The organism is Kluyvera intermedia, assembly GCF_034424175.1.
Lineage (GTDB): Bacteria > Pseudomonadota > Gammaproteobacteria > Enterobacterales > Enterobacteriaceae > Kluyvera > Kluyvera intermedia.
In genome coordinates, this window is record NZ_CP139986.1 from 2,848,362 (window position 1) to 2,869,563 (window position 21,202).

20 protein-coding genes are annotated in these 21,202 nt (G+C 53.5%); 4 read left to right on the top strand and 16 right to left on the bottom strand.

Translation table 11 applies throughout. The features are described from left to right. Positions 1 to 86: 86 nt before the first annotated feature. The 13 genes from U0026_RS13820 to yceD form a co-directional block, all read right to left on the bottom strand. Positions 87 to 881, bottom strand: coding sequence for a metal-dependent hydrolase (locus U0026_RS13820; RefSeq protein ID WP_062777880.1), 795 nt, complete (start codon positions 879 to 881; stop codon positions 87 to 89). A 10-nt stretch (positions 882 to 891) separates the two neighbouring features. Further along, positions 892 to 1,896, bottom strand: a complete 1,005-nt coding sequence (gene holB / locus U0026_RS13825; RefSeq protein ID WP_062777882.1) for a DNA polymerase III subunit delta' — start codon at positions 1,894 to 1,896, stop codon at positions 892 to 894. Beyond that, a complete protein-coding gene (gene tmk, locus U0026_RS13830) occupies positions 1,893 to 2,534 on the bottom strand; it encodes a dTMP kinase (protein ID WP_062777883.1) in 642 nt (213 codons plus the stop codon). Before tmk ends, holB begins: the two co-directional genes overlap by 4 nt. After that, positions 2,524 to 3,546 (bottom strand): cell division protein YceG, encoded by a 1,023-nt coding sequence (gene yceG, locus U0026_RS13835; RefSeq protein ID WP_062777885.1) that lies wholly within the window; start codon positions 3,544 to 3,546, stop codon positions 2,524 to 2,526. The genes tmk and yceG overlap by 11 nt, the downstream gene beginning before the upstream one ends. A gap of 1 nt (position 3,547) precedes the next feature. Further along, positions 3,548 to 4,357, bottom strand: a complete 810-nt coding sequence (pabC, locus tag U0026_RS13840; RefSeq protein WP_062777887.1) for an aminodeoxychorismate lyase — start codon at positions 4,355 to 4,357, stop codon at positions 3,548 to 3,550. Positions 4,358 to 4,497: 140 nt separating this feature from the next. Then, a complete protein-coding gene (gene fabF, locus U0026_RS13845) occupies positions 4,498 to 5,739 on the bottom strand; it encodes a beta-ketoacyl-ACP synthase II (protein WP_062777889.1) in 1,242 nt (413 codons plus the stop codon). Between the two features lie 89 nt (positions 5,740 to 5,828). Further along, positions 5,829 to 6,065, bottom strand: coding sequence for an acyl carrier protein (gene acpP, locus U0026_RS13850; RefSeq protein WP_000103754.1), 237 nt, complete (start codon positions 6,063 to 6,065; stop codon positions 5,829 to 5,831). Positions 6,066 to 6,274: 209 nt separating this feature from the next. Then, a complete protein-coding gene (fabG, locus tag U0026_RS13855; RefSeq protein ID WP_062777891.1) occupies positions 6,275 to 7,009 on the bottom strand; it encodes a 3-oxoacyl-ACP reductase FabG in 735 nt (244 codons plus the stop codon). Positions 7,010 to 7,020: 11 nt separating this feature from the next. Continuing rightward, on the bottom strand, positions 7,021 to 7,950 hold the full coding sequence (fabD, locus tag U0026_RS13860) for an ACP S-malonyltransferase (protein ID WP_062777893.1): 930 nt from the start codon (positions 7,948 to 7,950) through the stop codon (positions 7,021 to 7,023). 17 nt (positions 7,951 to 7,967) lie between these two features. Then, positions 7,968 to 8,921, bottom strand: a complete 954-nt coding sequence (locus U0026_RS13865; RefSeq protein ID WP_062777895.1) for a beta-ketoacyl-ACP synthase III — start codon at positions 8,919 to 8,921, stop codon at positions 7,968 to 7,970. A gap of 58 nt (positions 8,922 to 8,979) precedes the next feature. Then, on the bottom strand, positions 8,980 to 10,035 hold the full coding sequence (gene plsX / locus U0026_RS13870) for a phosphate acyltransferase PlsX (RefSeq protein WP_073971201.1): 1,056 nt from the start codon (positions 10,033 to 10,035) through the stop codon (positions 8,980 to 8,982). Positions 10,036 to 10,157: 122 nt separating this feature from the next. After that, positions 10,158 to 10,328, bottom strand: a complete 171-nt coding sequence (gene rpmF, locus U0026_RS13875; RefSeq protein ID WP_062777899.1) for a 50S ribosomal protein L32 — start codon at positions 10,326 to 10,328, stop codon at positions 10,158 to 10,160. A gap of 16 nt (positions 10,329 to 10,344) precedes the next feature. Continuing rightward, on the bottom strand, positions 10,345 to 10,866 hold the full coding sequence (gene yceD / locus U0026_RS13880; RefSeq protein WP_062777901.1) for a 23S rRNA accumulation protein YceD: 522 nt from the start codon (positions 10,864 to 10,866) through the stop codon (positions 10,345 to 10,347). Between the two features lie 142 nt (positions 10,867 to 11,008). Here yceD and U0026_RS13885 point away from each other — a divergent pair, with 142 nt between their 5' ends. Both U0026_RS13885 and U0026_RS13890 read left to right on the top strand, forming a co-directional pair. Further along, positions 11,009 to 11,593, top strand: a complete 585-nt coding sequence (locus U0026_RS13885) for a Maf family protein (RefSeq protein ID WP_062777903.1) — start codon at positions 11,009 to 11,011, stop codon at positions 11,591 to 11,593. Positions 11,594 to 11,726: 133 nt separating this feature from the next. Continuing rightward, positions 11,727 to 12,878: a dienelactone hydrolase family protein gene (locus tag U0026_RS13890; RefSeq protein WP_062777905.1), complete on the top strand. Its 1,152-nt coding sequence runs from the start codon at positions 11,727 to 11,729 to the stop codon at positions 12,876 to 12,878. 124 nt (positions 12,879 to 13,002) lie between these two features. On the opposite strand, the gene rluC is transcribed toward U0026_RS13890, so the two are convergent. After that, complete coding sequence (gene rluC / locus U0026_RS13895) at positions 13,003 to 13,956, bottom strand: 23S rRNA pseudouridine(955/2504/2580) synthase RluC (protein ID WP_062777907.1); 954 nt, start codon at positions 13,954 to 13,956, stop codon at positions 13,003 to 13,005. Between the two features lie 676 nt (positions 13,957 to 14,632). Here rluC and rne point away from each other — a divergent pair. Beyond that, the gene (gene rne, locus U0026_RS13900; RefSeq protein ID WP_062777908.1) at positions 14,633 to 17,824 is read left to right on the top strand and encodes a ribonuclease E; all 3,192 of its coding nucleotides are present in this window, start codon (positions 14,633 to 14,635) and stop codon (positions 17,822 to 17,824) included. Positions 17,825 to 17,900: 76 nt separating this feature from the next. On the opposite strand, the gene U0026_RS13905 is transcribed toward rne, so the two are convergent. After that, positions 17,901 to 18,857: a LysR family transcriptional regulator gene (locus U0026_RS13905; RefSeq protein ID WP_062777910.1), complete on the bottom strand. Its 957-nt coding sequence runs from the start codon at positions 18,855 to 18,857 to the stop codon at positions 17,901 to 17,903. A 109-nt stretch (positions 18,858 to 18,966) separates the two neighbouring features. On the opposite strand from U0026_RS13905, the gene U0026_RS13910 reads away from it, so the two are divergent. Next, on the top strand, positions 18,967 to 20,169 hold the full coding sequence (locus U0026_RS13910; RefSeq protein ID WP_062777912.1) for an MFS transporter: 1,203 nt from the start codon (positions 18,967 to 18,969) through the stop codon (positions 20,167 to 20,169). Positions 20,170 to 20,250: 81 nt separating this feature from the next. On the opposite strand, the gene flgL is transcribed toward U0026_RS13910, so the two are convergent. Beyond that, on the bottom strand, positions 20,251 to 21,189 hold the full coding sequence (gene flgL, locus U0026_RS13915; protein ID WP_062777914.1) for a flagellar hook-associated protein FlgL: 939 nt from the start codon (positions 21,187 to 21,189) through the stop codon (positions 20,251 to 20,253). Positions 21,190 to 21,202: the final 13 nt, after the last annotated feature.

Genomic DNA, 21,202 nt, shown 5'->3' on the forward strand with positions numbered 1-21,202 from the left:
CAAGATTAACATTCACCGCCACTTTTACGGCGGTGAACTCTACTCGCTTTAAGCATTAATTACGAGCATTAAAATAAGTCACGAAATCAGGCAGATTGTAGGCGGGTAGGATCGATATGGAAGAGGTTTGCGAAGTTGTCCGTCGTCGTCTGCGCCAGTTGTTCCACGCTAACGCCCTTCAGTACGGCCATGTATTCCGCGACATCACGCACCATTGCCGGCTGGTTCTCTTTACCGCGATGCGGCACCGGTGCCAGATACGGAGAGTCCGTTTCAACCAGCAGCCTATCCAAAGGAACATAACGTGCGGCTTCACGTAACTGCTCCGCATTGCGGAAAGTCACGATCCCGGAAAACGAAATATAGAACCCCATATCCAGCAGCTTACCCGCAGTCTCTGTGTCTTCAGTGAAACAGTGTAGTACACCGCCACAATCCATCACGTTTTCTTCACGCAGGATAGCCAGCGTATCGGCACGTGCATCACGGGTATGCACAATCACCGGCTTATTCAGCTCACGGCCAATCTGGATATGCTGACGAAACGACAGCTGTTGTTGTGCTTTAGTTTCCGGGGTATAAAAGTAATCAAGCCCCGTCTCCCCCATCGCCACAACGCCCTCTTCTGCTGCCATGCGACGCAAATCTTCGACATCGTAAGCTTCATCCTGGTTAAGTGGATGAACCCCGCAGGAGAAGACCACTTCCGGACGCTCCCCGACCAGTTCGCGCATCTGGCGATAGCCTGGCAACGTGGTCGCGACGGCAAGAGCAAAACGGACATCACGTGCGGCGGCTTTCGCCATCACATCGTCAACGTCTTTGTGCAGGGATTGATAATCAAGGCCATCAAGATGGCAGTGCGAGTCGACTAAAAACATAATGTCTCTCTTAGAGGTGGGATACTGGCAGTACCGCACCAGGTTGCAAATACTGTTCCCAGCGCAATAAGCGCTCGGTGAGGATAAGTTCGCGGTTCAACCCCGTGACGCTTAGCAGCTGTTCGCGGCAAACGCAGGCGTCGGCGGCAATGGCCTGTAACCGGGAAGCAGATAAAAGATTAGCCAGTTGATTCACAAGCGTCGTGTTGTCGACATTCGTCAAACGGACGATCCGCTGCTGATGTTTCAGCGCATCCAGCAGTAACGTTGACAACCAGTGTAGCCGTTGCACGACGCCATCGTGGTTCAGCGCTGGCAAAAGCGCCAGCCAGTCACCGCTATTTAAGCTGCTACCAAGCGCCTGACACAGCTTTTCGCGCGCCCCCCACGTATCGGCGGCCAACAGTTCCTGTGCGGCGGCAGGAGCATTATCGCAAAGGCGTAACGCCGTCAGCAGCGTTTCGCGCGGCGCGGTCATTTCACGCTCCAGCCAGGCTAGCGCATACTGTTCGCTGGGCGGGGCCAGATGGTAGAGCCGGCAGCGGCTGCGCATCGTTGCCAGCAAGCGTGCGGGTTCTTCACAGGCGAGAAAGAACCAGGTATTTTTTGGCGGCTCTTCCAGCGTTTTTAATAGCGCATTCGCGGCAGCTTCGGTAAACAAGGCCGCATCGGCTATCCAGACAACTTTTGCACCACCCAAACGAGCATGTTCGTAGAGTTTTTCGCTCACGCCACGCACCGCATCGATACCCAGCGTACTTTTACCTTTTTCCGGCTGTAGCACGTAGTAATCGGGGTGCGTTCCGGCCTGCATCAATTGGCAGCTATGGCACTGACCGCAGCTCTTATGACCATCAGGGTGGTGACACATCAGAAAGCGGGTAATGGCATAGGCCAGCGAATCAGCCCCCATGCCAGCGCGCGCCTGAATCAACAGCGCATGGTGACCCCTTCCCACTTGATAGCTTGCGACAAGCTGCTCAAACGGCGGGCGTAACCACGGATACCATTTCATGCCTGCTGCTCCGCTACCCACGCGGTGACCGTCGCGCGAATATCACTCATCACCTTTTCAAGTGGTTGAGTCGCGTCGATAGTGCGAATGCTGGAGTCCGCAGCCGCCAGTTCCAGATAACGCGCCCGCGTACGGTTGAAGAAGTTCAGGGATTCTTGCTCGATACGGTCAAGATCGCCGCGCGCTCGCGCACGTTTGAGGCCGACTTCCGGCGTTACATCAAGATAGATAGTCAGATTCGGACGGAAGTCACCCAGTACAGCATCACGCAGCGTCGCCAGCATCTCACGGTCGATACCACGTCCACCGCCCTGATAGGCCTGGGTAGAGAGATCGTGGCGGTCACCAATAACCCATTGGCCTTGTGCCAGAGCGGGTTTGATGACGGAATCGACAAGCTGTACACGAGCGGCGTAAAACATCAGCACTTCCGCTTTATCGGTAATCACTTCATCGCCAACCGATTTAATGTCCAGCACCAGGCTGCGCAGCTTTTCTGCCAATACGGTGCCGCCCGGTTCACGGGTGAACAGCAGGTCGTTGATGCCAAGGTCTCTTAGCGTCTCAACGATAACGTCCCGCGCGGTGGTTTTACCCGCCCCTTCCAGTCCTTCAATGACGATGTAATTACTGCGCATTTTTATCCTTTAGCACTTTCAGGTAATCCTGCACCGACCGGTTATGGCTTGCAAGATTGGTATTAAATGTATGCCCGCCTTTACCGTCGGCAACAAAATAGAGATATGGCGTTTTCGCCGGATGCGCGGCAGCCCTCAGCGAGGCTTCGCCCGGATTAGCAATCGCTCCCGGCGGCATACCGGCAATAGTGTAGGTATTATACGCGGTTGGCGTCTCAAGGTCTTTACGTGAGAGCTTTCCATTGTAGCTTTCACCCATGCCGTAGATCACGGTCGGGTCAGTTTGCAGCCGCATCCCGATACGCATACGGTTAATAAATACCGACGCTACACGATCACGTTCTTCCGCCACCGCCGTCTCTTTTTCAATAATGGAGGCCATGGTAACCAGCTGATTTTTATCATGGTATGGCAGATTATCCACCCGCCCATCCCATATTTTATCCACCTGGGTTACCATTTTTTGATGTGCACGCTTGAGGATAGCCACATCGCTGGTATTCGCGGTATACATCCAGGTATCCGGCCAGAACCATCCTTCAACCCATTCAGGGTTTTCCAGTTTTAACGCTGCCGCCACCGTCGCATACTTATCATCACTCAAAGTATGTTCGATATACGGTGACTCACGGAGCTGCTTGAGGTAATCACTCAGACGCATTCCTTCAACAAAACGCAGCGGGAACTGTGCTTCTTTACCACTGGCTATCAGTCGCAACATTTCGCGGACGGTCATTTGCGGCGTAAACCGGTAAGTCCCGGCCTTAAAGTGTGAAAGCTCAGGCTCCAGGCGCAGCAGCCACTGGAATACGCGAGGGCGATTGAGCACTTTCTCAGCGTAAAGCTGCTCCCCCAGCGCCAGACGCCCGGTGCCCGGTTTAAGGGTAAAGATGGTTTCGTCTTTAATGAGCAGCGTGCTGTCCGCCAACTGACGCACCTTCCACATGCCCACACCGGCAGCAATGCCGAGGACAACCAATATCAACAAAACAAAACGTAACATTTTCTTCATGTTAATCAGACGACTCACAAAGTGGGGCTAAAAATTGGTAAAGTTCGCGGGCAGGCCACTGTTGGTCTGCATAGCGCTGCACGGGAATAACCGGCATCAGCGCGTTACAAATAAGCACTTCATCCGCTTGCGCCAGCACGCCTGGCTTCGCATTAACTTCGACAACGCGATACGGTGAGTGTGCCAGCTGCGCAATAATAAACTGGCGCATAATGCCGTCCACCCCAGCCTGATCGAGGCGCGGTGTGTACACATCTCGTCCACAGCGCCAGAATAAATTCGCGGCACAGCATTCCGTAAGCCACCCATCGCTGTCAAGAACAAGGGCCTCATCGGCGTCCGTCTGCTCAAGATGAGAACGAATCAACACCTGTTCAAGACGGTTAAGATGTTTGAGACCGGCCAGATAAGGATTACGACCAAGCGGCACCGGGCTGAGTGCAAGGGTGACACCGGTCTGTTTCCAGCGATCATAATGGGCAGGCGTCGCCGAGGTTGAAACAATGCGCGTGGGCAATGCGCAGGCGCTGCCGCTATACCCTCGCCCACCCGCGCCACGGCTGATAATGACTTTCAGCACGCCGTCACGCTGCCGTGCGGCCAGTGCCGACATTTCTTGTGCCAGTAAAGACCAATCACTAAAGGGAATAGACAGGCGCTCACACGCCTGTTGCAGGCGTCCGATATGCGCGGCCATCAGCGGTACTCGCCCCTCAGTGATGCGCGCGGTCGTGAAGCTACCGTCACCAAACTGTGTTGCGCGATCGTTTGCCGCAAGCGTGTTTTGTTCGCTGCCATTTATCAAGAACATTGTGGCTCCTTAACAAGGGGCAATAGTTTCGCAGGATGATGTTGCCTGAACAAGCGGAGAAAGCTGAATAAAAAAAGGCCCGCCAGGCGGGCCTTCATCAATGCGTTATCTGACAGCTTCAAGCCGTCAGATAATCAGGCTCAGACCTTTTTGAAGATCAGTGAGCCGTTGGTACCACCGAAGCCGAAGGAGTTACACAGGGTGTACTCCATGCCGCTAACCTGACGGGCTTCGTGAGGCACGAAGTCCAGGTCACAACCTTCATCCGGGTTATCCAGGTTGATGGTTGGCGGAACGGCCTGGTCGCGCAGCGCGAGGATGGAGTAGATAGACTCTACTGCACCCGCAGCACCCAGCAGGTGACCGGTCATTGACTTGGTGGAGCTGACCATCACGCGGCTTGCAGCGTCGCCGAAAACAGACTTAACAGCCTGAGTTTCTGCTTTATCGCCAGCAGGGGTCGAGGTTCCGTGGGCGTTAACGTAGCCAATCTGACCCGCATCAATACCCGCGTCGCGAAGCGCGTTAACCATCGCCAGCGCTGCACCTGCACCGTTTTCCGGTGGTGAAGTCATGTGATACGCATCGCTACTCATACCGAAGCCTACGACTTCCGCATAGATTTTTGCACCACGTTTTTTGGCGTGTTCGTACTCTTCGAGTACAACCATGCCCGCGCCGTCACCCAGCACAAAGCCATCACGCTCTTTATCCCACGGACGGCTCGCCGCCTGAGGGTTGTCATTACGCGTAGACAACGCGCGTGCCGCGCCAAAGCCACCCACGCCAAGCGGGGTACTGGCTTTTTCTGCGCCGCCAGCAACCATTGCATCTGCATCGCCATAGGCGATGATACGCGCTGCCTGACCGATGTTATGCACACCAGAAGTACATGCAGTCGCGATGGAGATGCTCGGGCCACGTAAACCAAACATAATGGTCAGATGACCTGCCACCATGTTAACAATCGTTGACGGAACAAAGAATGGGCTAATCTTACGCGGTCCACCGTTTACCAGTGAGGTATGGTTTTCTTCGATAAGACCAAGACCGCCGATACCAGAGCCGATAGCGGCGCCAATACGATGGGCGTTCTCATCCGTAATTTCGAGGCCAGAATCCTGCATGGCCTGGGCGCCAGCGACAATTCCATATTGAATGAAGGCATCCATCTTGCGCTGTTCTTTGCGCGAGATAATGTCATCACAGTTAAAATCCTTTACTAAGCCAGCAAATTTCGTTGCATAGGCGCTAGTATCGAAATGGTCGATCAGGCTGATGCCACTCTGACCGGCAAGGAGAGCTTTCCAGGTAGACTCTACGGTATTGCCGACAGGAGACAACATGCCCAGTCCGGTCACAACTACACGACGCTTAGACACGTTTGTCCTCCAGGGAGGGATTAAAATAGATGCTTGTGGGACAAAAAGATAAAACTCAGGCGGTCGAATGACCGCCTGGAGATGTTCACTTACGCCTGGTGACCGTTGATGTAATCAATGGCAGCCTGAACGGTGGTGATTTTCTCAGCTTCTTCGTCCGGAATCTCAGTATCAAACTCTTCTTCCAGAGCCATTACCAGCTCAACGGTGTCAAGAGAATCTGCGCCCAGGTCTTCAACGAAGGAAGCATTGTTGGTCACTTCTTCCTGCTTAACGCCCAGCTGTTCGCCGATGATTTTCTTAACGCGTTCTTCGATAGTGCTCATACTCTTAAATTTCCTATCAAAACTCGCTTTCGCGATGGTTTTCGTAGTGTATAAAATGTTGAAAAATTTGCAACTAAATCCCGGCAGGTCGTACCACGATTTTGCGCTATTTTGCGGGTGTTTGCCCTCATAACGCAAATGATTTTGCACTAATCATACTCAGATATACGTAGATTGCCCGTTGTCTGAGCACTTTGTGCAAAACACGGTCAGACCATATACATCCCGCCGTTAACGTGCAACGTTTCACCCGTGATGTAACTTGCTTCGTCGGAAGCCAAAAATGCAACCGCACTGGCGATTTCATTTGGAGAGCCGAGGCGCCCCGCAGGAACAGCCGCCAAAGTACCCGCACGCTGCTCATCAGTCAGCGCACGCGTCATGTCCGTTTCAATAAAACCCGGAGCAACTACGTTTACAGTAATACCGCGTGACGCAATTTCACGCGCCAGTGATTTACTGAAGCCGATCAGACCCGCTTTCGCCGCAGCGTAGTTAGCCTGACCTGCATTTCCCATGGTACCAACCACAGAACCAACAGTGATAATACGTCCATGACGCTTTTTCATCATAGCGCGCATTACCGCTTTTGACAGACGGAAAACAGATGACAGATTGGTTTCGATGATATCGTTCCACTCGTCATCTTTCATGCGCATTAACAGGTTATCACGAGTAATCCCAGCATTATTGACCAGAATGTCGACTTCACCAAATTCCGCACGAATTTTTTCCAGAACAGATTCAATAGATGCCGGGTCAGTCACATTCAACATCAGACCTTTACCGTTTGCACCCAGATAATCACTAATTGCCTGCGCACCATTTTCGCTTGTCGCAGTGCCGATAACTTTCGCGCCGCGTGCGGCGAGTGTTTCAGCGATTGCGCGGCCAATACCGCGGCTTGCACCTGTTACCAGGGCAATTTTACCTTCAAAGCTCATGCTTTCCTCTTTTATTGCGCAAGTGCCGCTGACAGCGCAGTCGGCTCATTAATCGCCGATGCAGTCAGGGTATCTACAATACGTTTGGTCAGACCGGTGAGGACTTTACCCGGACCAACTTCATACAGGTGCTCTACGCCCTGGGACGCCATAAACTCAACGGTTTTGGTCCACTGTACTGGGCTATAAAGCTGACGAACTAACGCATCGCGAATCGCATTTGCATCAGTTTCGCACTTCACGTCGACGTTGTTCACAACCGGAACAGTCGGCGCGTTAAAGGTGATTTTTTGCAGCTCAACGGCCAGTTTTTCCGCCGCGGGCTTCATCAGCGCACAGTGGGAAGGGACGCTGACAGGCAGTGGCAGTGCGCGTTTTGCGCCCGCTGCTTTACAGGCCGCACCTGCACGTTCAACCGCTTCTTTATGACCAGCAATAACCACCTGGCCTGGCGAGTTGAAATTAACCGGGGAGACGACCTGCCCTTCGGCTGATTCTTCGCAAGCTTTAGCGATAGAAGCATCATCAAGACCAATGATAGCGGACATGCCGCCAGTGCCTTCTGGTACCGCTTCTTGCATGAACTTACCGCGCATCTCAACCAGACGAACCGCATCGGCAAACGCGATAACGCCCGCGCAAACCAGCGCAGAATATTCGCCCAGGCTGTGACCGGCCAGCATGGCTGGTGCTTTACCGCCCTGCTGCTGCCACAAACGGTACAGCGCAACGGACGCGGTCAGCAGTGCCGGTTGAGTCTGCCAGGTTTTGTTTAACTCTTCCGCCGGGCCCTGTTGGGTCAGCGCCCAAAGATCATAGCCCAGTGCCGCAGAGGCTTCATGAAAAGTTTCTTCAATTACCGGATAGGTTGCTGCCAGTTCAGACAACATCCCTACCGTCTGGGAACCCTGTCCAGGGAACACAAATGCGAATTGCGTCATGTTTTTTATCCTTGTACTTAGAAACGAACCAGCGCAGAGCCCCAGGTGAAACCACCACCGAATGCTTCTAACAGCACCAGTTGGCCGCGTTTAATACGGCCATCGCGGACGGCTTCGTCAAACGCACACGGCACGGAAGCGGCTGAAGTGTTACCGTGACGGTCAAGCGTCACCACTACGTTGTCCATAGACATGCCAAGCTTCTTCGCCGTTGCGCTAATAATACGTAAATTCGCCTGATGCGGAACCAGCCAATCCAGCTGTGAACGGTCGAGGTTGTTGGCCTCAAGCGTTTCATCAACGATATGTGCCAATTCGGTCACGGCAACTTTGAAAACTTCGTTACCGGCCATCGTCAGGTAGATTGAGTTATCTGGGTTCACGCGATCAGCATTCGGCAGCGTCAACAGCTTGCCATAGCTACCGTCGGCATGCAGGTGGGTAGAAATGATCCCCTGCTCTTCAGATGCACCCAACACCACAGCACCTGCACCGTCACCAAAGATAATGATCGTGCCACGATCGGTTGGATCGCAGGTACGGGCCAGCGTGTCAGCACCGACCACCAAAGCATATTTCACCGCACCAGACTTCACGTACTGGTCAGCGACGCTTAGCGCATAAGTAAAACCTGCACAGGCTGCGGCGATATCAAACGCTGGTGCGCCTTTCACGCCCAACATATTTTGAATCTGGCATGCCGCACTTGGGAAAGCATGGGTCGCAGAGGTGGTCGCGACCACGATCAAGCCCAGTTCACTGGCTTCAATGCCCGCCATTTCCAGCGCGCGCTTAGCCGCTTCGTAACCCAGCGTAGACACGGATTCGTCAGGGCCAGCGATACGGCGCTCACGGATACCTGTACGGGTGACAATCCACTCGTCGGTGGTATCAACCATTTTTTCCAGATCGGCATTAGTCCGCACCTGCTCAGGCAGGTAGCTGCCGGTACCAATAATCTTCGTATGCATGTACGCTCAGTCACTTTTCGCTAATATAGCCGCCCAACTCAACCCCCTGAAACTGGCCTTACTTGCTAGCTTCAGGAGTGTCAAATCCTGCGGGGTATACGGATTCCAGGCGAGCGGCAATTCTCTTTGGAACTTGTCGCTGCACTGCCTGCACTGCCTGTTCTATGGCGACCGTAAAGGCTCGCTGATTGGCCGCACCATGACTCTTAATCACCGTGCCGCGCAATCCTAACAGACAGGCGCCATTATACTGGTCGGGGTTGAGGTGACTAAATCGCCTGGTGAGACTTTTTTGTAACCAACGCTTTAATAAAATCAGCCACCACGACCGTTTTTTCCCCTCGCTCTGTGATTTCAGCAGCGAAAGGAAGACTCTGACAACCCCTTCCATCGTCTTTAAGGTGACGTTACCTGTGAAGCCATCGCAAACCAGAACATCGGTTTTCCCCGTCAACAGTTCGTTGGCTTCAAGATAGCCGATATAGTTGAGAGAGGAGATTGTTTTTAGCACTAAAGAGGCATCACGGATACTGTCGTGCCCCTTAATTTCTTCTTCGCCAATGTTAAGCAGCGCGACGCGTGGGTTCACGATCTCCAGCACCTCTTCTGCCATCACGGACCCCATGACGGCAAACTGCACCAGCATGGTACTGTCACAATCCACGTTAGCACCGAGATCCAGCACCACCGTTTTGCCCTTTTGTTGATGCGGTAAAACCGTCACCAGCGCCGGGCGCTCAATCCCCTGAAGAGGTTTGAGCAATAATTTAGCCAGCCCCATCAGCGCGCCGGTATTTCCCGCGCTGACACAAGCTTCGGCTCGCCCTTCTTTCACCATTTCTAGCGCCACACGCATTGAGCTTCCGCGACTATGGCGAATAGCATGCGAGGGCCGTTCATCACTGGCAATAACCGACTGGGCAGGAATTATCTGCAAACGTGAACGTTGTTCAAAGTCAGCTTTGGCGAGTAATGGCGTAATGTCGTCGGGATTGCCGACTAAAAGAAGTGAGAGTTGCGAATTAGAACCCAGTGCCTGCAATGCTGCAGGCACTGTCACAGAAGGGCCAAAATCGCCCCCCATGACATCTAACGCCAGGGTTAGACGTGTCAAGGTATCGTCGCCGCTTGGTTTGGTGTTTCCCCAGTTACCCGGGGAAATGCCTCACTAAGCTTCACCACGCTAAGGCTCGGGTCTTTCACATACGAGATGTGATTGACGAGAGCATCGCGTGATTACTTAGCGATAACCTTACGGCCACGGTAGAAACCGTCGGCAGTGATGTGGTGACGCAGGTGCTTCTCGCCAGAAGTTTTGTCTACAGACAAGTTGACTGCGGTCAGAGCGTCATGGGAACGACGCATGCCACGTTTGGAACGGGTTGGTTTATTCTGTTGTACGGCCATGGACCTTACTCCTCAATTACTTTTGCTTTAAGCTGGCTAATACGGCAAATGGATTTGGCTTCTGTGCCTCTTCAGGCAATTCACCAAAGACCATGTCCGCCTCGGACACTTCACAGTGTTCAGAATCATGCACCGGAACTACCGGCAAGGCGAGGATGATTTCATCTTCGACCAACGCCAGCAGATCGATTTCACCGAATTCGTTAACCTGAATTGGTTCATACGCTTCCGGGAGTGCTTCAACCTGGTCATCATTTTTGACCGGACTGAAACAATACGTTGTGTGTACATGATGGGTAAACGATTTCCCGCAACGCTGACATTCCAGCGACACCGTCACCTTCGCATCGCCGGTAATGACCGCAAGGCGTTGGTTATCGATGGCGAAAGAAATTTCGCATTCCACATCAGTGTCCACACTGACTACGAACTCGGCAACACGCTCTACCTGATCGCGGGAATACATACCCGTATAATCAAGGCGTTTTTGAGCCGTGCGAACCGGATCGAGAGTCAGGGGTAATTTTACGTTTTGCATAGGGCGCGCATATTAACTTTGTAACGTCATAGAGTCAAAGAAAAAGGCAGCCTCAGGTTGCCTTTTGCCAATTATTCGCACACATTGCGGCCTATAGTTTAAAATGTCGGAATCTAATTCGCTACACTCTATTTGAAAAATTATGCCTGAATTGATCCTTGCCTCCACATCCCCCTATCGCAAACTGCTGTTAGAGAAGCTTGAGCTGCCTTTTGAGTGCGCCGCACCAGAGGTTGATGAGCTACCGCTGCCGGGCGAAACACCGCGCAGTCTTGTGCTACGTCTGGCTCAGGCGAAAGCACAGGCGCTAGCCGAACGCTATCCACACCATCTCATTATTGGTTCCGATCAAGTTTGCGTACTGGATGGTGAAATAACCGGCAAACCCCACACCGAAGAGAATGCGCGTCTGCAATTAAGAAAGGCCAGTGGTAACGTGGTGACCTTTTATACCGGGCTGGCACTGTATAATTCCGCAAACGGGCAACTGCAAACAGAATGTGAGCCGTTTGATGTCCATTTTCGCCATCTAAGCGAGCAAGAGATTAACGTCTACATCCGCAAAGAGAGCCCGTTGAACTGCGCGGGGAGCTTTAAAAGCGAGGGATTGGGCATCGCGCTGTTTGACCGCCTAGAGGGGCGTGACCCTAACACGCTGGTAGGATTGCCATTAATTGCACTGAGCAAAATGCTACGCCGTGAGAACCTCAATCCGCTATTAGATTAATATTTTCCCGGCCTCGGCCGGGAAGTTCGGCCCATGATGTTGTTTATTCCTTCCGCGATCACAGTTTATTTTTCCACCATCATTAAAATCCTCAAACCAATATTGAAACAATGTTTTGATTTAAGGAGCGAGGATGCGTGGCAAAGGTAAAATATTCTTTATGCTGGCAATGTTAACCGCAATGCAGGCAAATGCCGATGATAGCTGGCAGCATCAGGGGGTAGTTGAAGGTAATCTGCCCGCCAGTTGGCAACAGATGAAAACGCAGATGACCTATCCGGATTCATGGCTCTCCGGGCACTATTCCAACTTTACGCGCTGGCAGCAGCATGCCCGCAAGGAATTCCGCCAATCCCTGCTGACGCCGGAATCAACCAAACCTTTCGCTGCAACGCAAATTTCCACGCAAGATCGCGGCAGCTATATTGCCGAAAAACTCGCACTCAACATCACCGATGATAACCGCATCGCCGCCCTGATGCTGACGCCGAAGACGCCTGGACCACACCCTGCGATCGTTCTTCTCCATGACCATGGTTCAAAATTTGATATTGGCAAAGAGAAGCTGATTCGTCCGTGGGGTGACGCTTCGCAACTTGCCAGCGCCGAGGCCTGGGCAGACAAATTCTTTACCGGAAAGTTTATCGGTGACGAACTGGCAAAACGCGGTTACGTGGTTATCGTCATCGACAGTCCCGGCTGGGGTGACCGTGGGCCGATGGTCTATGAGCAGCAACAGGCGCTCGCCAGTAACTACTTCAATCTCGGGCGTTCGCTGGCAGGAGAAGTAGCGTATGAAGATATGCGTACCGTCGATTTTATGGCGTCGCTGGAAAGCGTCGATAGCCAACATATTGGCGTACTGGGTTTCTCAATGGGCGGATTCCGTGCCTGGCAGTTGGCCGCACTCTCAGAGAAGGTCGCGGCTACGGCGGTCATTTCGTGGTTTGGCACTTATGAAGGGCTGATGAAGCCGGGTAACAACGTGCTGCGGGGGCAGTCGGCGTTTTACATGCTACACCCCGGTATGCCTGCCAAAATGGATATCCCCGATATCGCCAGCATTGCCGCACCGAAACCGATGCTGATTTTCAGCGGCGGGCAGGACAAACTGTTTCCGGCAAAAGCAGTCGATGACGCTTTTACCAAAGTACATCAAGTCTGGACGTCACAGAATGCAGATGAAAAACTCCTGACAAAGAGTTGGCCTGAGCTGGGCCACGTTTTTTATCAACAGCAGCAAGATGAAGTCTTTCCGTGGCTGGATAAGTGGTTAAAGCCGTAAAGATTGTAGCCCAGCCAAGCGCAGCACCACCGGGAATTTACGATGTCGCATTTGACACCGTATCTCCCCGGATTCAGCGTAACCGCCCTCGTCCGGGCTACCGGTCATTGCAGGTTGTGATAGTTTACTTCTGGTTGCGCAGCGCTTGCAAGCAACGTTTGAGCACGTTATCCATTGGAGCCTCAACGCGCATCACTTCTCCGGTGCCCGGGTGGGTGAACTTCAGCGCAGCGGCATGCAGGAAGAGGCGATTTAGTCCCGTGCCAGCCAGTTGCTTATCGAACTCGCGATCGCCGTAACGATCGTCAAAAGCAATCGGATGGCCCGCATGCAGCGTATGCACACGAATCTGGTGTGTACGCCCCGTCACCGGGCTACAGCGAACCAGCGTCGCATGCGTATAACGCTCTTCTACCTTAAAGCGGGTTTCAGACGGTTTGCCTTCCTGATTAACACGCACGATACGTTCGCCGCTCTGCAGAATGTTCTTCAGCAAGGGAGCCTGCACGCTTTTCACATGCGACTGCCACTGTCCACGCACCAGCGCCAGGTAATCTTTTTGCATCCCCTTCTCGCGCAACTGCTCGTGCAGCGAACGTAGCGCCGAGCGTTTTTTCGCCACCAGCAGGACACCCGAAGTATCACGGTCGAGACGGTGAACCAGCTCAAGGAAGCGGGCTTCCGGGCGTAACGCACGAAGACCTTCAATCACACCAAAGCTTAATCCGCTACCACCGTGAACCGCAGTTCCCGACGGTTTGTTGAGCACCAGGATATGATCGTCTTCATAGAGAATCACATCATTCAACGCGGCCACTTTTTGCAGATGCGGCGACAGCGCGTCTTCTTCTCGCTCGGCGACACGCACCGGCGGCACGCGAACTTGATCGCCATCTTCCAGTTTATACTCTGGCTTGACGCGTTTTTTGTTCACCCGCACTTCGCCTTTACGCAGGATGCGGTAAATCATACTCTTCGGCACGCCCTTAAGCTGGGTGCGCAAAAAGTTGTCAATTCGTTGCCCGGCTTCATCAGCGCTGATGGCAATCATTTTTACGGTCGGAGTCTCAGTTTTCATGGTGCGCGATTCTAATTACCCCCGCTCAATAGCGCCACTCATTTTTATATGCTTATATTTAGCATAATCGGTTTTCTGCTGGTGCTTTGCTCCCCGAGTTGTTTGTTATTAGAACAATCTCACAGGGCAGGTGAAGAAACTGTGAGTAACCGGGTGATAAAAGGTGAAAGTCATCTTGCTATAACCGGGTTAGCAAGGAATAATGAAGCTGTTTTCCGTGTTGAACCTGGAATAACAAGGGCATTTACGGAAAGACCCATTTTGTTTGTTTGATCATCCACGCAGCAATGGCGTAAGACGTATTGATCGCTCAAACAGTTAGCGGGCTGCGGGTTGCAGTCCTTACCGGTACGTATACTGTACGAATTTTAGTGGATAGACAGAAAGCGAAGCGGGAAATACCCGTGCTTACGTAAGTAAGACGCCAAGACCTCTGTTCTCTAAAAGATGACAAGTATAAATGGAATCTTCTCTGGAGAGTTATCCCAGGTTGTTCCCCAAATAATTGCACTGTGGTTCCGTTTGAAACACAGGCTACCGACACTCTGCGCCTCTTAAACGAGCGACAACCGTGAGGTTGGCGACGTGAATAGTCACGAGGCCATCGGTTTACCCCGGAAAGGCATTACTCTGCTCGCAGCTTAGTCGTCAATGTAAGAATAATGAGTAAGTTACGATGAAAAGAATGTTAATCAACGCAACTCAGCAGGAAGAGTTGCGTGTCGCCCTCGTTGATGGGCAGCGTCTGTACGATCTGGATATTGAAAGCCCAGGACACGAACAGAAAAAAGCGAACATCTACAAAGGCAAAATTACCCGTATTGAACCGAGTCTCGAAGCCGCATTTGTTGACTACGGCGCCGAACGTCATGGTTTCCTCCCCCTTAAAGAAATTGCTCGCGAATACTTCCCAGCCCATTACAACTCACACGGCCGTCCTAATATCAAAGACGTGCTGCGTGAAGGTCAGGAAGTTATCGTACAGATTGATAAAGAAGAGCGCGGCAATAAAGGCGCTGCGCTGACCACCTTTATCAGCCTGGCAGGCAGCTATCTGGTTCTGATGCCAAACAACCCACGTGCTGGCGGTATTTCTCGTCGCATCGAAGGTGACGATCGCACTGAACTTAAAGAAGCGCTGGCAAGTCTTGAACTGCCAGATGGCATGGGCTTAATCGTCCGTACCGCAGGCGTAGGTAAATCTGCCGAAGCGTTACAGTGGGATTTAAGCTTCCGCATGAAGCACTGGGAAGCTATCCAGAAAGCTGCTGAAAGCCGCCCTGCTCCGTTCCTGATTCACCAGGAAAGCAACGTTATCGTGCGTGCTTTCCGCGATTATCTGCGCCAGGACATTGGTGAAATCCTGATCGACAACCCGAAAGTTATGGAAATGGCGCGTCAGCACATTTCTGCGCTGGGCCGTCCAGATTTCAGCAGCAAAATTAAACTGTACACCGGTGAAATCCCGCTGTTCAGCCACTACCAGATTGAATCGCAGATCGAATCCGCTTTCCAGCGTGAAGTTCGTCTGCCATCCGGTGGCTCTATCGTTATCGATAGCACCGAAGCACTGACCGCAATTGATATCAACTCCGCACGAGCAACGCGCGGCGGCGATATCGAAGAAACCGCGTTCAATACCAACCTTGAAGCGGCCGATGAAATCGCTCGCCAGCTGCGTCTTCGTGACCTCGGCGGCCTGATTGTTATCGACTTCATCGATATGACCCCGGTACGCCACCAGCGCGCGGTAGAAAACCGTCTGCGTGAAGCGGTACGCCAGGACCGTGCACGTATCCAGATTAGCCATATCTCTCGCTTTGGTCTGCTGGAGATGTCTCGTCAGCGTCTTAGCCCATCACTGGGTGAATCCAGTCATCACGTCTGCCCGCGTTGCTCCGGCACTGGCACCGTACGTGATAACGAATCGCTGTCACTCTCTATCCTGCGTCTGATTGAAGAAGAAGCGCTGAAAGAGAACACCAAAGAAGTTCACGCGATTGTCCCTGTGCCGATTGCCTCTTACCTGCTGAACGAAAAACGTGCTGCAGTTACCGCCATTGAAGCTCGCCAGCCCGATGTGCGCTGCATCATCGTGCCAAACGATCAGATGGAAACGCCACACTACTCCGTACTGCGCGTGCGCAAAGGTGAAGAGACAACCACTCTGAGCTATCTGCTGCCGAAGCTGCACGAAGAAGAGATGGCGCTGGCAGTCGAAGATGAAGTTGCAGAGCGTAAAATCCCTGAACAGCCAGCACTGGCGACCTTCATCATGCCAGAAGTGCCACCGACGCCAACGGCAGAAAGTGCACCGGTTGCAGCACCGAAGGCGAAAGCTGCCGATGTAGCATCGACTGAACCGGGCCTTGTCTCCCGCTTCTTTGCTGCGCTGAAAAACCTGTTTGCGGGTGCTCCGGAGAAACCGGTTGAAGCCGAACCTGTGAAGCAGCCAGAAGCCAAACCAGAGCGTCAGCAAGACCGTCGTAAACCGCGTCAGAACAACCGTCGCGATCGTAATGACCGCAACGACCGTCGTAATGACCGTGGCGATCGTAATGACCGCAACGAGCGTAACGAGCGTAACGAGAATGCTGAAGGTCGCGAACCGCGTGATAACCGCGAAGGTCGTGAAGACAACCGCCGTAACCGCCGTGAGAAACCACAGCAGTCTTCTGAGGTGCGCGAAAACCGCCAACAGAGCGCAGCCGTCGTTGATGACAGCGAAAAAGTGAAGTCTCGTGACGATCAGCAGCAGTCTCGTCGCGAACGTAACCGTCGTCGCAGTGATGACAAGCGTCAGGCTCCACAGGACGCTAAACCACAGAACAGCGAAGTAGAAGTTGTTGTCGCAGCTCCGGAAGCGGCCCCAGAAGATCGTGTACAGAATATGCCGCGTCGCAAGCCGCGTCAGCTGTCACAGAAAGTGCGTATTGAAACCGCAGAGCAGACCGCCGCTCGCGAATTCGCACCAGAAGAACCTGTGTCCGAAGCACCGCGTACTGCACTGGCTAAAGTTGATTTGCCAGCCGTCGTAGAAGCACCGGTTCAGGCCGAGCACGATGATAACGGTGAAGCACGCGATAACAACGGTATGCCGCGTCGTTCCCGTCGCTCTCCGCGCCACCTGCGCGTGAGCGGTCAGCGCCGCCGTCGTTACCGTGACGAGCGTTACCCGACTCAGTCTCCTATGCCGTTGACCGTCGCATGCGCTTCACCAGAGATGGCTTCTGGCAAAGTGTGGATCCAGTACCCGGTCACCCAGGTTCAGGATCAGGCCGTTGTTGATGCACCAGTTGAGCAGGAAGTGATTGAACAACCTGTTGTTGCTGAGACCATCGAGCAGACCGTTGCACCGATTGCTGCCGCTGAGCCGGTCGCCGTTGAAGCACCGGCAGAGCCTGAAGCGATCGTTGAACCAACCACTGAAGACGTTGCACCAGTACAGGAAGAGACCCCTGCTCCGGTGATGGCCGAAACACCTGCAGTTGAAGCACAAACTTCACAGCCGGTAGAAGAAGCCGTACAGCCTGTCGAAGACGTGAAAGAGGAAACTCCAGTCGTCGCCGAACCGGTTGTTGAGCCAACGCCAGTAGTTGAAGCGCCTGTGGAAACAGCGCCGGTGGAAGAAACACCTGTGGTAGAAACCCCGGTTGCGCCAAAACCGGTCACTGTTGCCACAGCGGCGGTAAGTCACTCTACGGCGCCGATGACTCGCGCACCGGCACCTGACTATGTACCGGAAGCACCACGTCACAGCGATTGGGTTCGCCCATCCTTCGATTTTGAAGGTAAAGGCTCTGCTGGCGGTCATAGCGCAACGCATACCGCTACGGCCGGTCCTACGCGTCCGCAGTCGGCTGAATAATCCGACATAAGCGACATAAAAAATCGGCCCTGGTGGCCGATTTTTTTATTGCTGATATTTGCCTTTTACGCCTCAGCTATCCTGACGATTTATCCGATATGTCTTTTTCCGGTTGCCGCATTCCGGCTATTTGCGGCATCACTTCCCGCATCAGGTCGAGAAATTTACGTAATCGCGTCGGGTAATAACGCGCCCACGGATAGACCAAATGCACCGGCAATGGCGTAACCTGCCAGGCTGGCAACAGCTCAACCAGTTGCCCGCTCGCCAACTCCTCTTCCACTATCCAGCTTGAGACTACCGCAGCCCCCACGCCTGCCAGCGCGGCATTTTTCGCCACATACAGGCTATCTGTGCTCAAACGCGCCGCAATAGCAACATTGGCCGTTTGCTGGTCACCGTGATGATGCAGCACCACTTCATGCTGATAGAAGGTACTGATGGCAACCCACGGCAGCATCGAAAGTTGTTGCGGTTCTGTCACCGTGGCATAGCCGCTGAGCAACGCGGGCGCCGCGACAATACAACGCGGAACTTCCGCCAGCAGCACCGATACGGTTGCCGGATCGACATCGGCGCCGACGCGGATCGCACAATCAACGTTATCACTGATAAAGTCCACCGCCCTGTCATGCAGCATCCACTCAACCGACAGTTGTGGGAAGCGTGCCAGAAACCCCACTAGCGGCATCAAAAGCTGCTGCTGACCAAAGGCATGCGGAGCGCGTACCCGGAGCGTACCCACCGGTTGTTCATCTGTAATTTGCAGCGCATCCTCCAGCGCCAGCCATGAATCGACCACCTGACGCGCATGCTGATAGCAACGCTCGCCATCATCGGTCAACTTCATTGCATGGGTAGAGCGCAGCAGCAGCTTAGCTCCAAGCATCTCCTCCAGCGACTGTAACCGTCGGCTGATGGTCGCTTGAGTGGTTTCCATCTGCCGGGCGGCGGCTGACAATGAACCCGATTCCACAATTCGGATGAACGTGCGCATTAACTCAACGCGATCTATACGCTCATTTCTCTTCATAAACTTCCTGCCTATACGCCAAACGTATAACTGTTTTACCACTGCAACGGCTACCGCACCAGCCGTAAGAGGCGGAAAATGCGCTCCATACACCGTTGAGGACCAAACAATGAACAGTCAAAACACACATACTCCAACGTCCAGTCTGATGATTTTTATCCTGGCACTTGGCGCCGGATTCAGCGTCGCCGCTATTTACTACGCCCAACCGCTGCTGCCGCTAATGGGCAGCACCTTACATCTGAGCGTGGAAGGAATGGGGCTTATCCCAACGCTAACTCAAGCAGGCTATGCGCTGGGCATTTTGTTCCTCTTGCCGCTGGGCGACCGCTACGACCGCCGGACGCTGATCCTCGTAAAAAGTCTGGCTCTCGCCGTCTTGCTGCTGGTTTACAGCCTGACTCAACAGTTCCATTCGCTGCTGGCGGTGAGTTTGCTGATTGGGATGGCCGCCACCATGGCGCAGGATATCGTCCCCGCAGCCGCCATTCTGGCCCCCGCCGGAAAACAGGGAAAAATGGTGGGTACGGTGATGACCGGCCTTCTGCTGGGGATCCTGCTGTCGCGTACCGTCAGTGGCGTTGTTGGTGAGCTGTTTGGCTGGCGCGTTATGTATCAGGCCGCCGCGGTAAGTATCGCGTTGATAGGCGCAGTGATGTGGCGCGTGCTGCCTCACTTTGTAGCCCACTCTGAGTTACGCTATCCCGCATTGATGGTATCAATGGCGCACCTGTGGCGTCGTTATCCTACGCTGCGTCGTGCTGCGATAGCACAGGGTTTTCTGTCCATCGCCTTTAGCGCCTTCTGGTCGACTCTGGCGGTAATGCTGGCTGAGCACTATCACATGGGCAGCGCCGTTGCCGGTGGTTTCGGTATCGCAGGTGCGGCCGGTGCGCTGGCAGGCGGTCTGGCGGATAAAGTCGGTGCAGAGAAAGTTACGCAGTTAGGCGCTGCGCTAGTCAGTGTGTCGTTCGCGCTGATGTTTCTGTTACCCGCCCTGCCGCCAATGGCACAGTTGGTATTGATTGCAGCCTCCGCTATCGGCTTTGACCTGGGTCTGCAGTCAAGCCTGGTTGCGCACCAGAATCTGGTTTATAGCCTCGAACCGCAGGCTCGTGGCCGCCTGAATGCGCTGCTGTTTACTGGGGTATTTATCGGGATGTCGTTAGGATCGGTATTGGGTACCCAGATTTATGCCCTGGCAGGCTGGGAAGGTGTCGTCGCGCTGGCGACGGTGGCGGGTCTTATCGCACTGGCGATTCGGGTCAGTGAAACCTACCGCCTACGCAGCACGCAGGTCAGTACGCAGTAAAGAATAAAAAAAGCCCGCGACGGGGTGGTGCGCGGGCGATAAAAACACATCCAGCTTCCAGATATGTTCTGACCTGCTTTATTATTTATTCAGTTGAAACAGCGACATGCCTTGCATATCGGTAAACGCTTTGTACGCCGCCTGCAAGGCGGTTTGCTGCATGGTGTAGTTGGAAATGGTTTCATTCCAGTCCACATCCACCAGGTTACTCATCTGCTGAGATTGCGCGAGCTTGCGGTCATCGCCCAGCGCATCCAGATTTTCCAGTTCTTTAAGCTGGGTTCCGAGTTCAGCGCGAACGGTCAGCACGTTGTTGAGCGAGTTGCTCAGGCTACGGTTAGTCCGATCAATGTCGGCGGTCACCTTATCTTTCGTTGCATCATCAGCATCCGCTACGGGTATATTCAACGCGGCGATCGCCGAGTCGAGTGCGGTAAAGATATTATCGTCCGCATCCGGTTTGGCATTACTGGTTGAGTGATCGAAGATCAAATTACCCGTATGACCAATCACCATTGAACGCGATGAATCCACCTGTTGTTCGACGTTAATATCACCGCCGACATATTTGCCGGTGTCATCAAAAGGCGGCGTATCCGTTTTGTAACCGGCAAAAATATAGCGCCCGTTACCATCGGTGCTGTTGGCCAGGTTCAGGATCTGATCGCGGATCCCCTGCAGGTCTGTCGCCAGCGAGGCACGGTCGTCATCGCTGAGCGTGCCGTTACCGGCATAAACGATCTTCTCCTGCGCTGCCTGAATCGCGGTCGTCACCTGTTTTAAAGTGCTCTCTTCGGTCGACACGCGTTGTGTCGCAAAGGTACGCGCGGTGGCATACTGAGCCGTCTGCGCCTGAGCCTGAGACAACACAACAGCCTGCGAAGCCGCCACCGGATCGTCCGACGCACGGTTAACCCGTTTACCGGTCGACATCTGCTCACCGTACTTCAACCATTCAGACTGGGAGTTGGTAATCCCCCCCATATTCTGCTGGTACATCATTAAGGTACTGACGCGCATGATTTACCCTCTC

Coding starts and splice junctions, on each gene's coding strand:
- U0026_RS13820 (WP_062777880.1), bottom strand. CDS start 881: ATGTTTTTAGTCGACTCGCACTGCCATCTTGATGGCCTTGATTATCAA.
- holB (WP_062777882.1), bottom strand. CDS start 1,896: ATGAAATGGTATCCGTGGTTACGCCCGCCGTTTGAGCAGCTTGTCGCA.
- tmk (WP_062777883.1), bottom strand. CDS start 2,534: ATGCGCAGTAATTACATCGTCATTGAAGGACTGGAAGGGGCGGGTAAA.
- yceG (WP_062777885.1), bottom strand. CDS start 3,546: ATGAAGAAAATGTTACGTTTTGTTTTGTTGATATTGGTTGTCCTCGGC.
- pabC (WP_062777887.1), bottom strand. CDS start 4,357: ATGTTCTTGATAAATGGCAGCGAACAAAACACGCTTGCGGCAAACGAT.
- acpP (WP_000103754.1), bottom strand. CDS start 6,065: ATGAGCACTATCGAAGAACGCGTTAAGAAAATCATCGGCGAACAGCTG.
- fabG (WP_062777891.1), bottom strand. CDS start 7,009: ATGAGCTTTGAAGGTAAAATTGCCCTGGTAACAGGTGCAAGCCGCGGT.
- fabD (WP_062777893.1), bottom strand. CDS start 7,950: ATGACGCAATTCGCATTTGTGTTCCCTGGACAGGGTTCCCAGACGGTA.
- U0026_RS13865 (WP_062777895.1), bottom strand. CDS start 8,921: ATGCATACGAAGATTATTGGTACCGGCAGCTACCTGCCTGAGCAGGTG.
- rpmF (WP_062777899.1), bottom strand. CDS start 10,328: ATGGCCGTACAACAGAATAAACCAACCCGTTCCAAACGTGGCATGCGT.
- yceD (WP_062777901.1), bottom strand. CDS start 10,866: ATGCAAAACGTAAAATTACCCCTGACTCTCGATCCGGTTCGCACGGCT.
- U0026_RS13885 (WP_062777903.1), top strand. CDS start 11,009: ATGCCTGAATTGATCCTTGCCTCCACATCCCCCTATCGCAAACTGCTG.
- U0026_RS13890 (WP_062777905.1), top strand. CDS start 11,727: ATGCGTGGCAAAGGTAAAATATTCTTTATGCTGGCAATGTTAACCGCA.
- rluC (WP_062777907.1), bottom strand. CDS start 13,956: ATGAAAACTGAGACTCCGACCGTAAAAATGATTGCCATCAGCGCTGAT.
- rne (WP_062777908.1), top strand. CDS start 14,633: ATGAAAAGAATGTTAATCAACGCAACTCAGCAGGAAGAGTTGCGTGTC.
- U0026_RS13905 (WP_062777910.1), bottom strand. CDS start 18,857: ATGAAGAGAAATGAGCGTATAGATCGCGTTGAGTTAATGCGCACGTTC.
- U0026_RS13910 (WP_062777912.1), top strand. CDS start 18,967: ATGAACAGTCAAAACACACATACTCCAACGTCCAGTCTGATGATTTTT.
- flgL (WP_062777914.1), bottom strand. CDS start 21,189: ATGCGCGTCAGTACCTTAATGATGTACCAGCAGAATATGGGGGGGATT.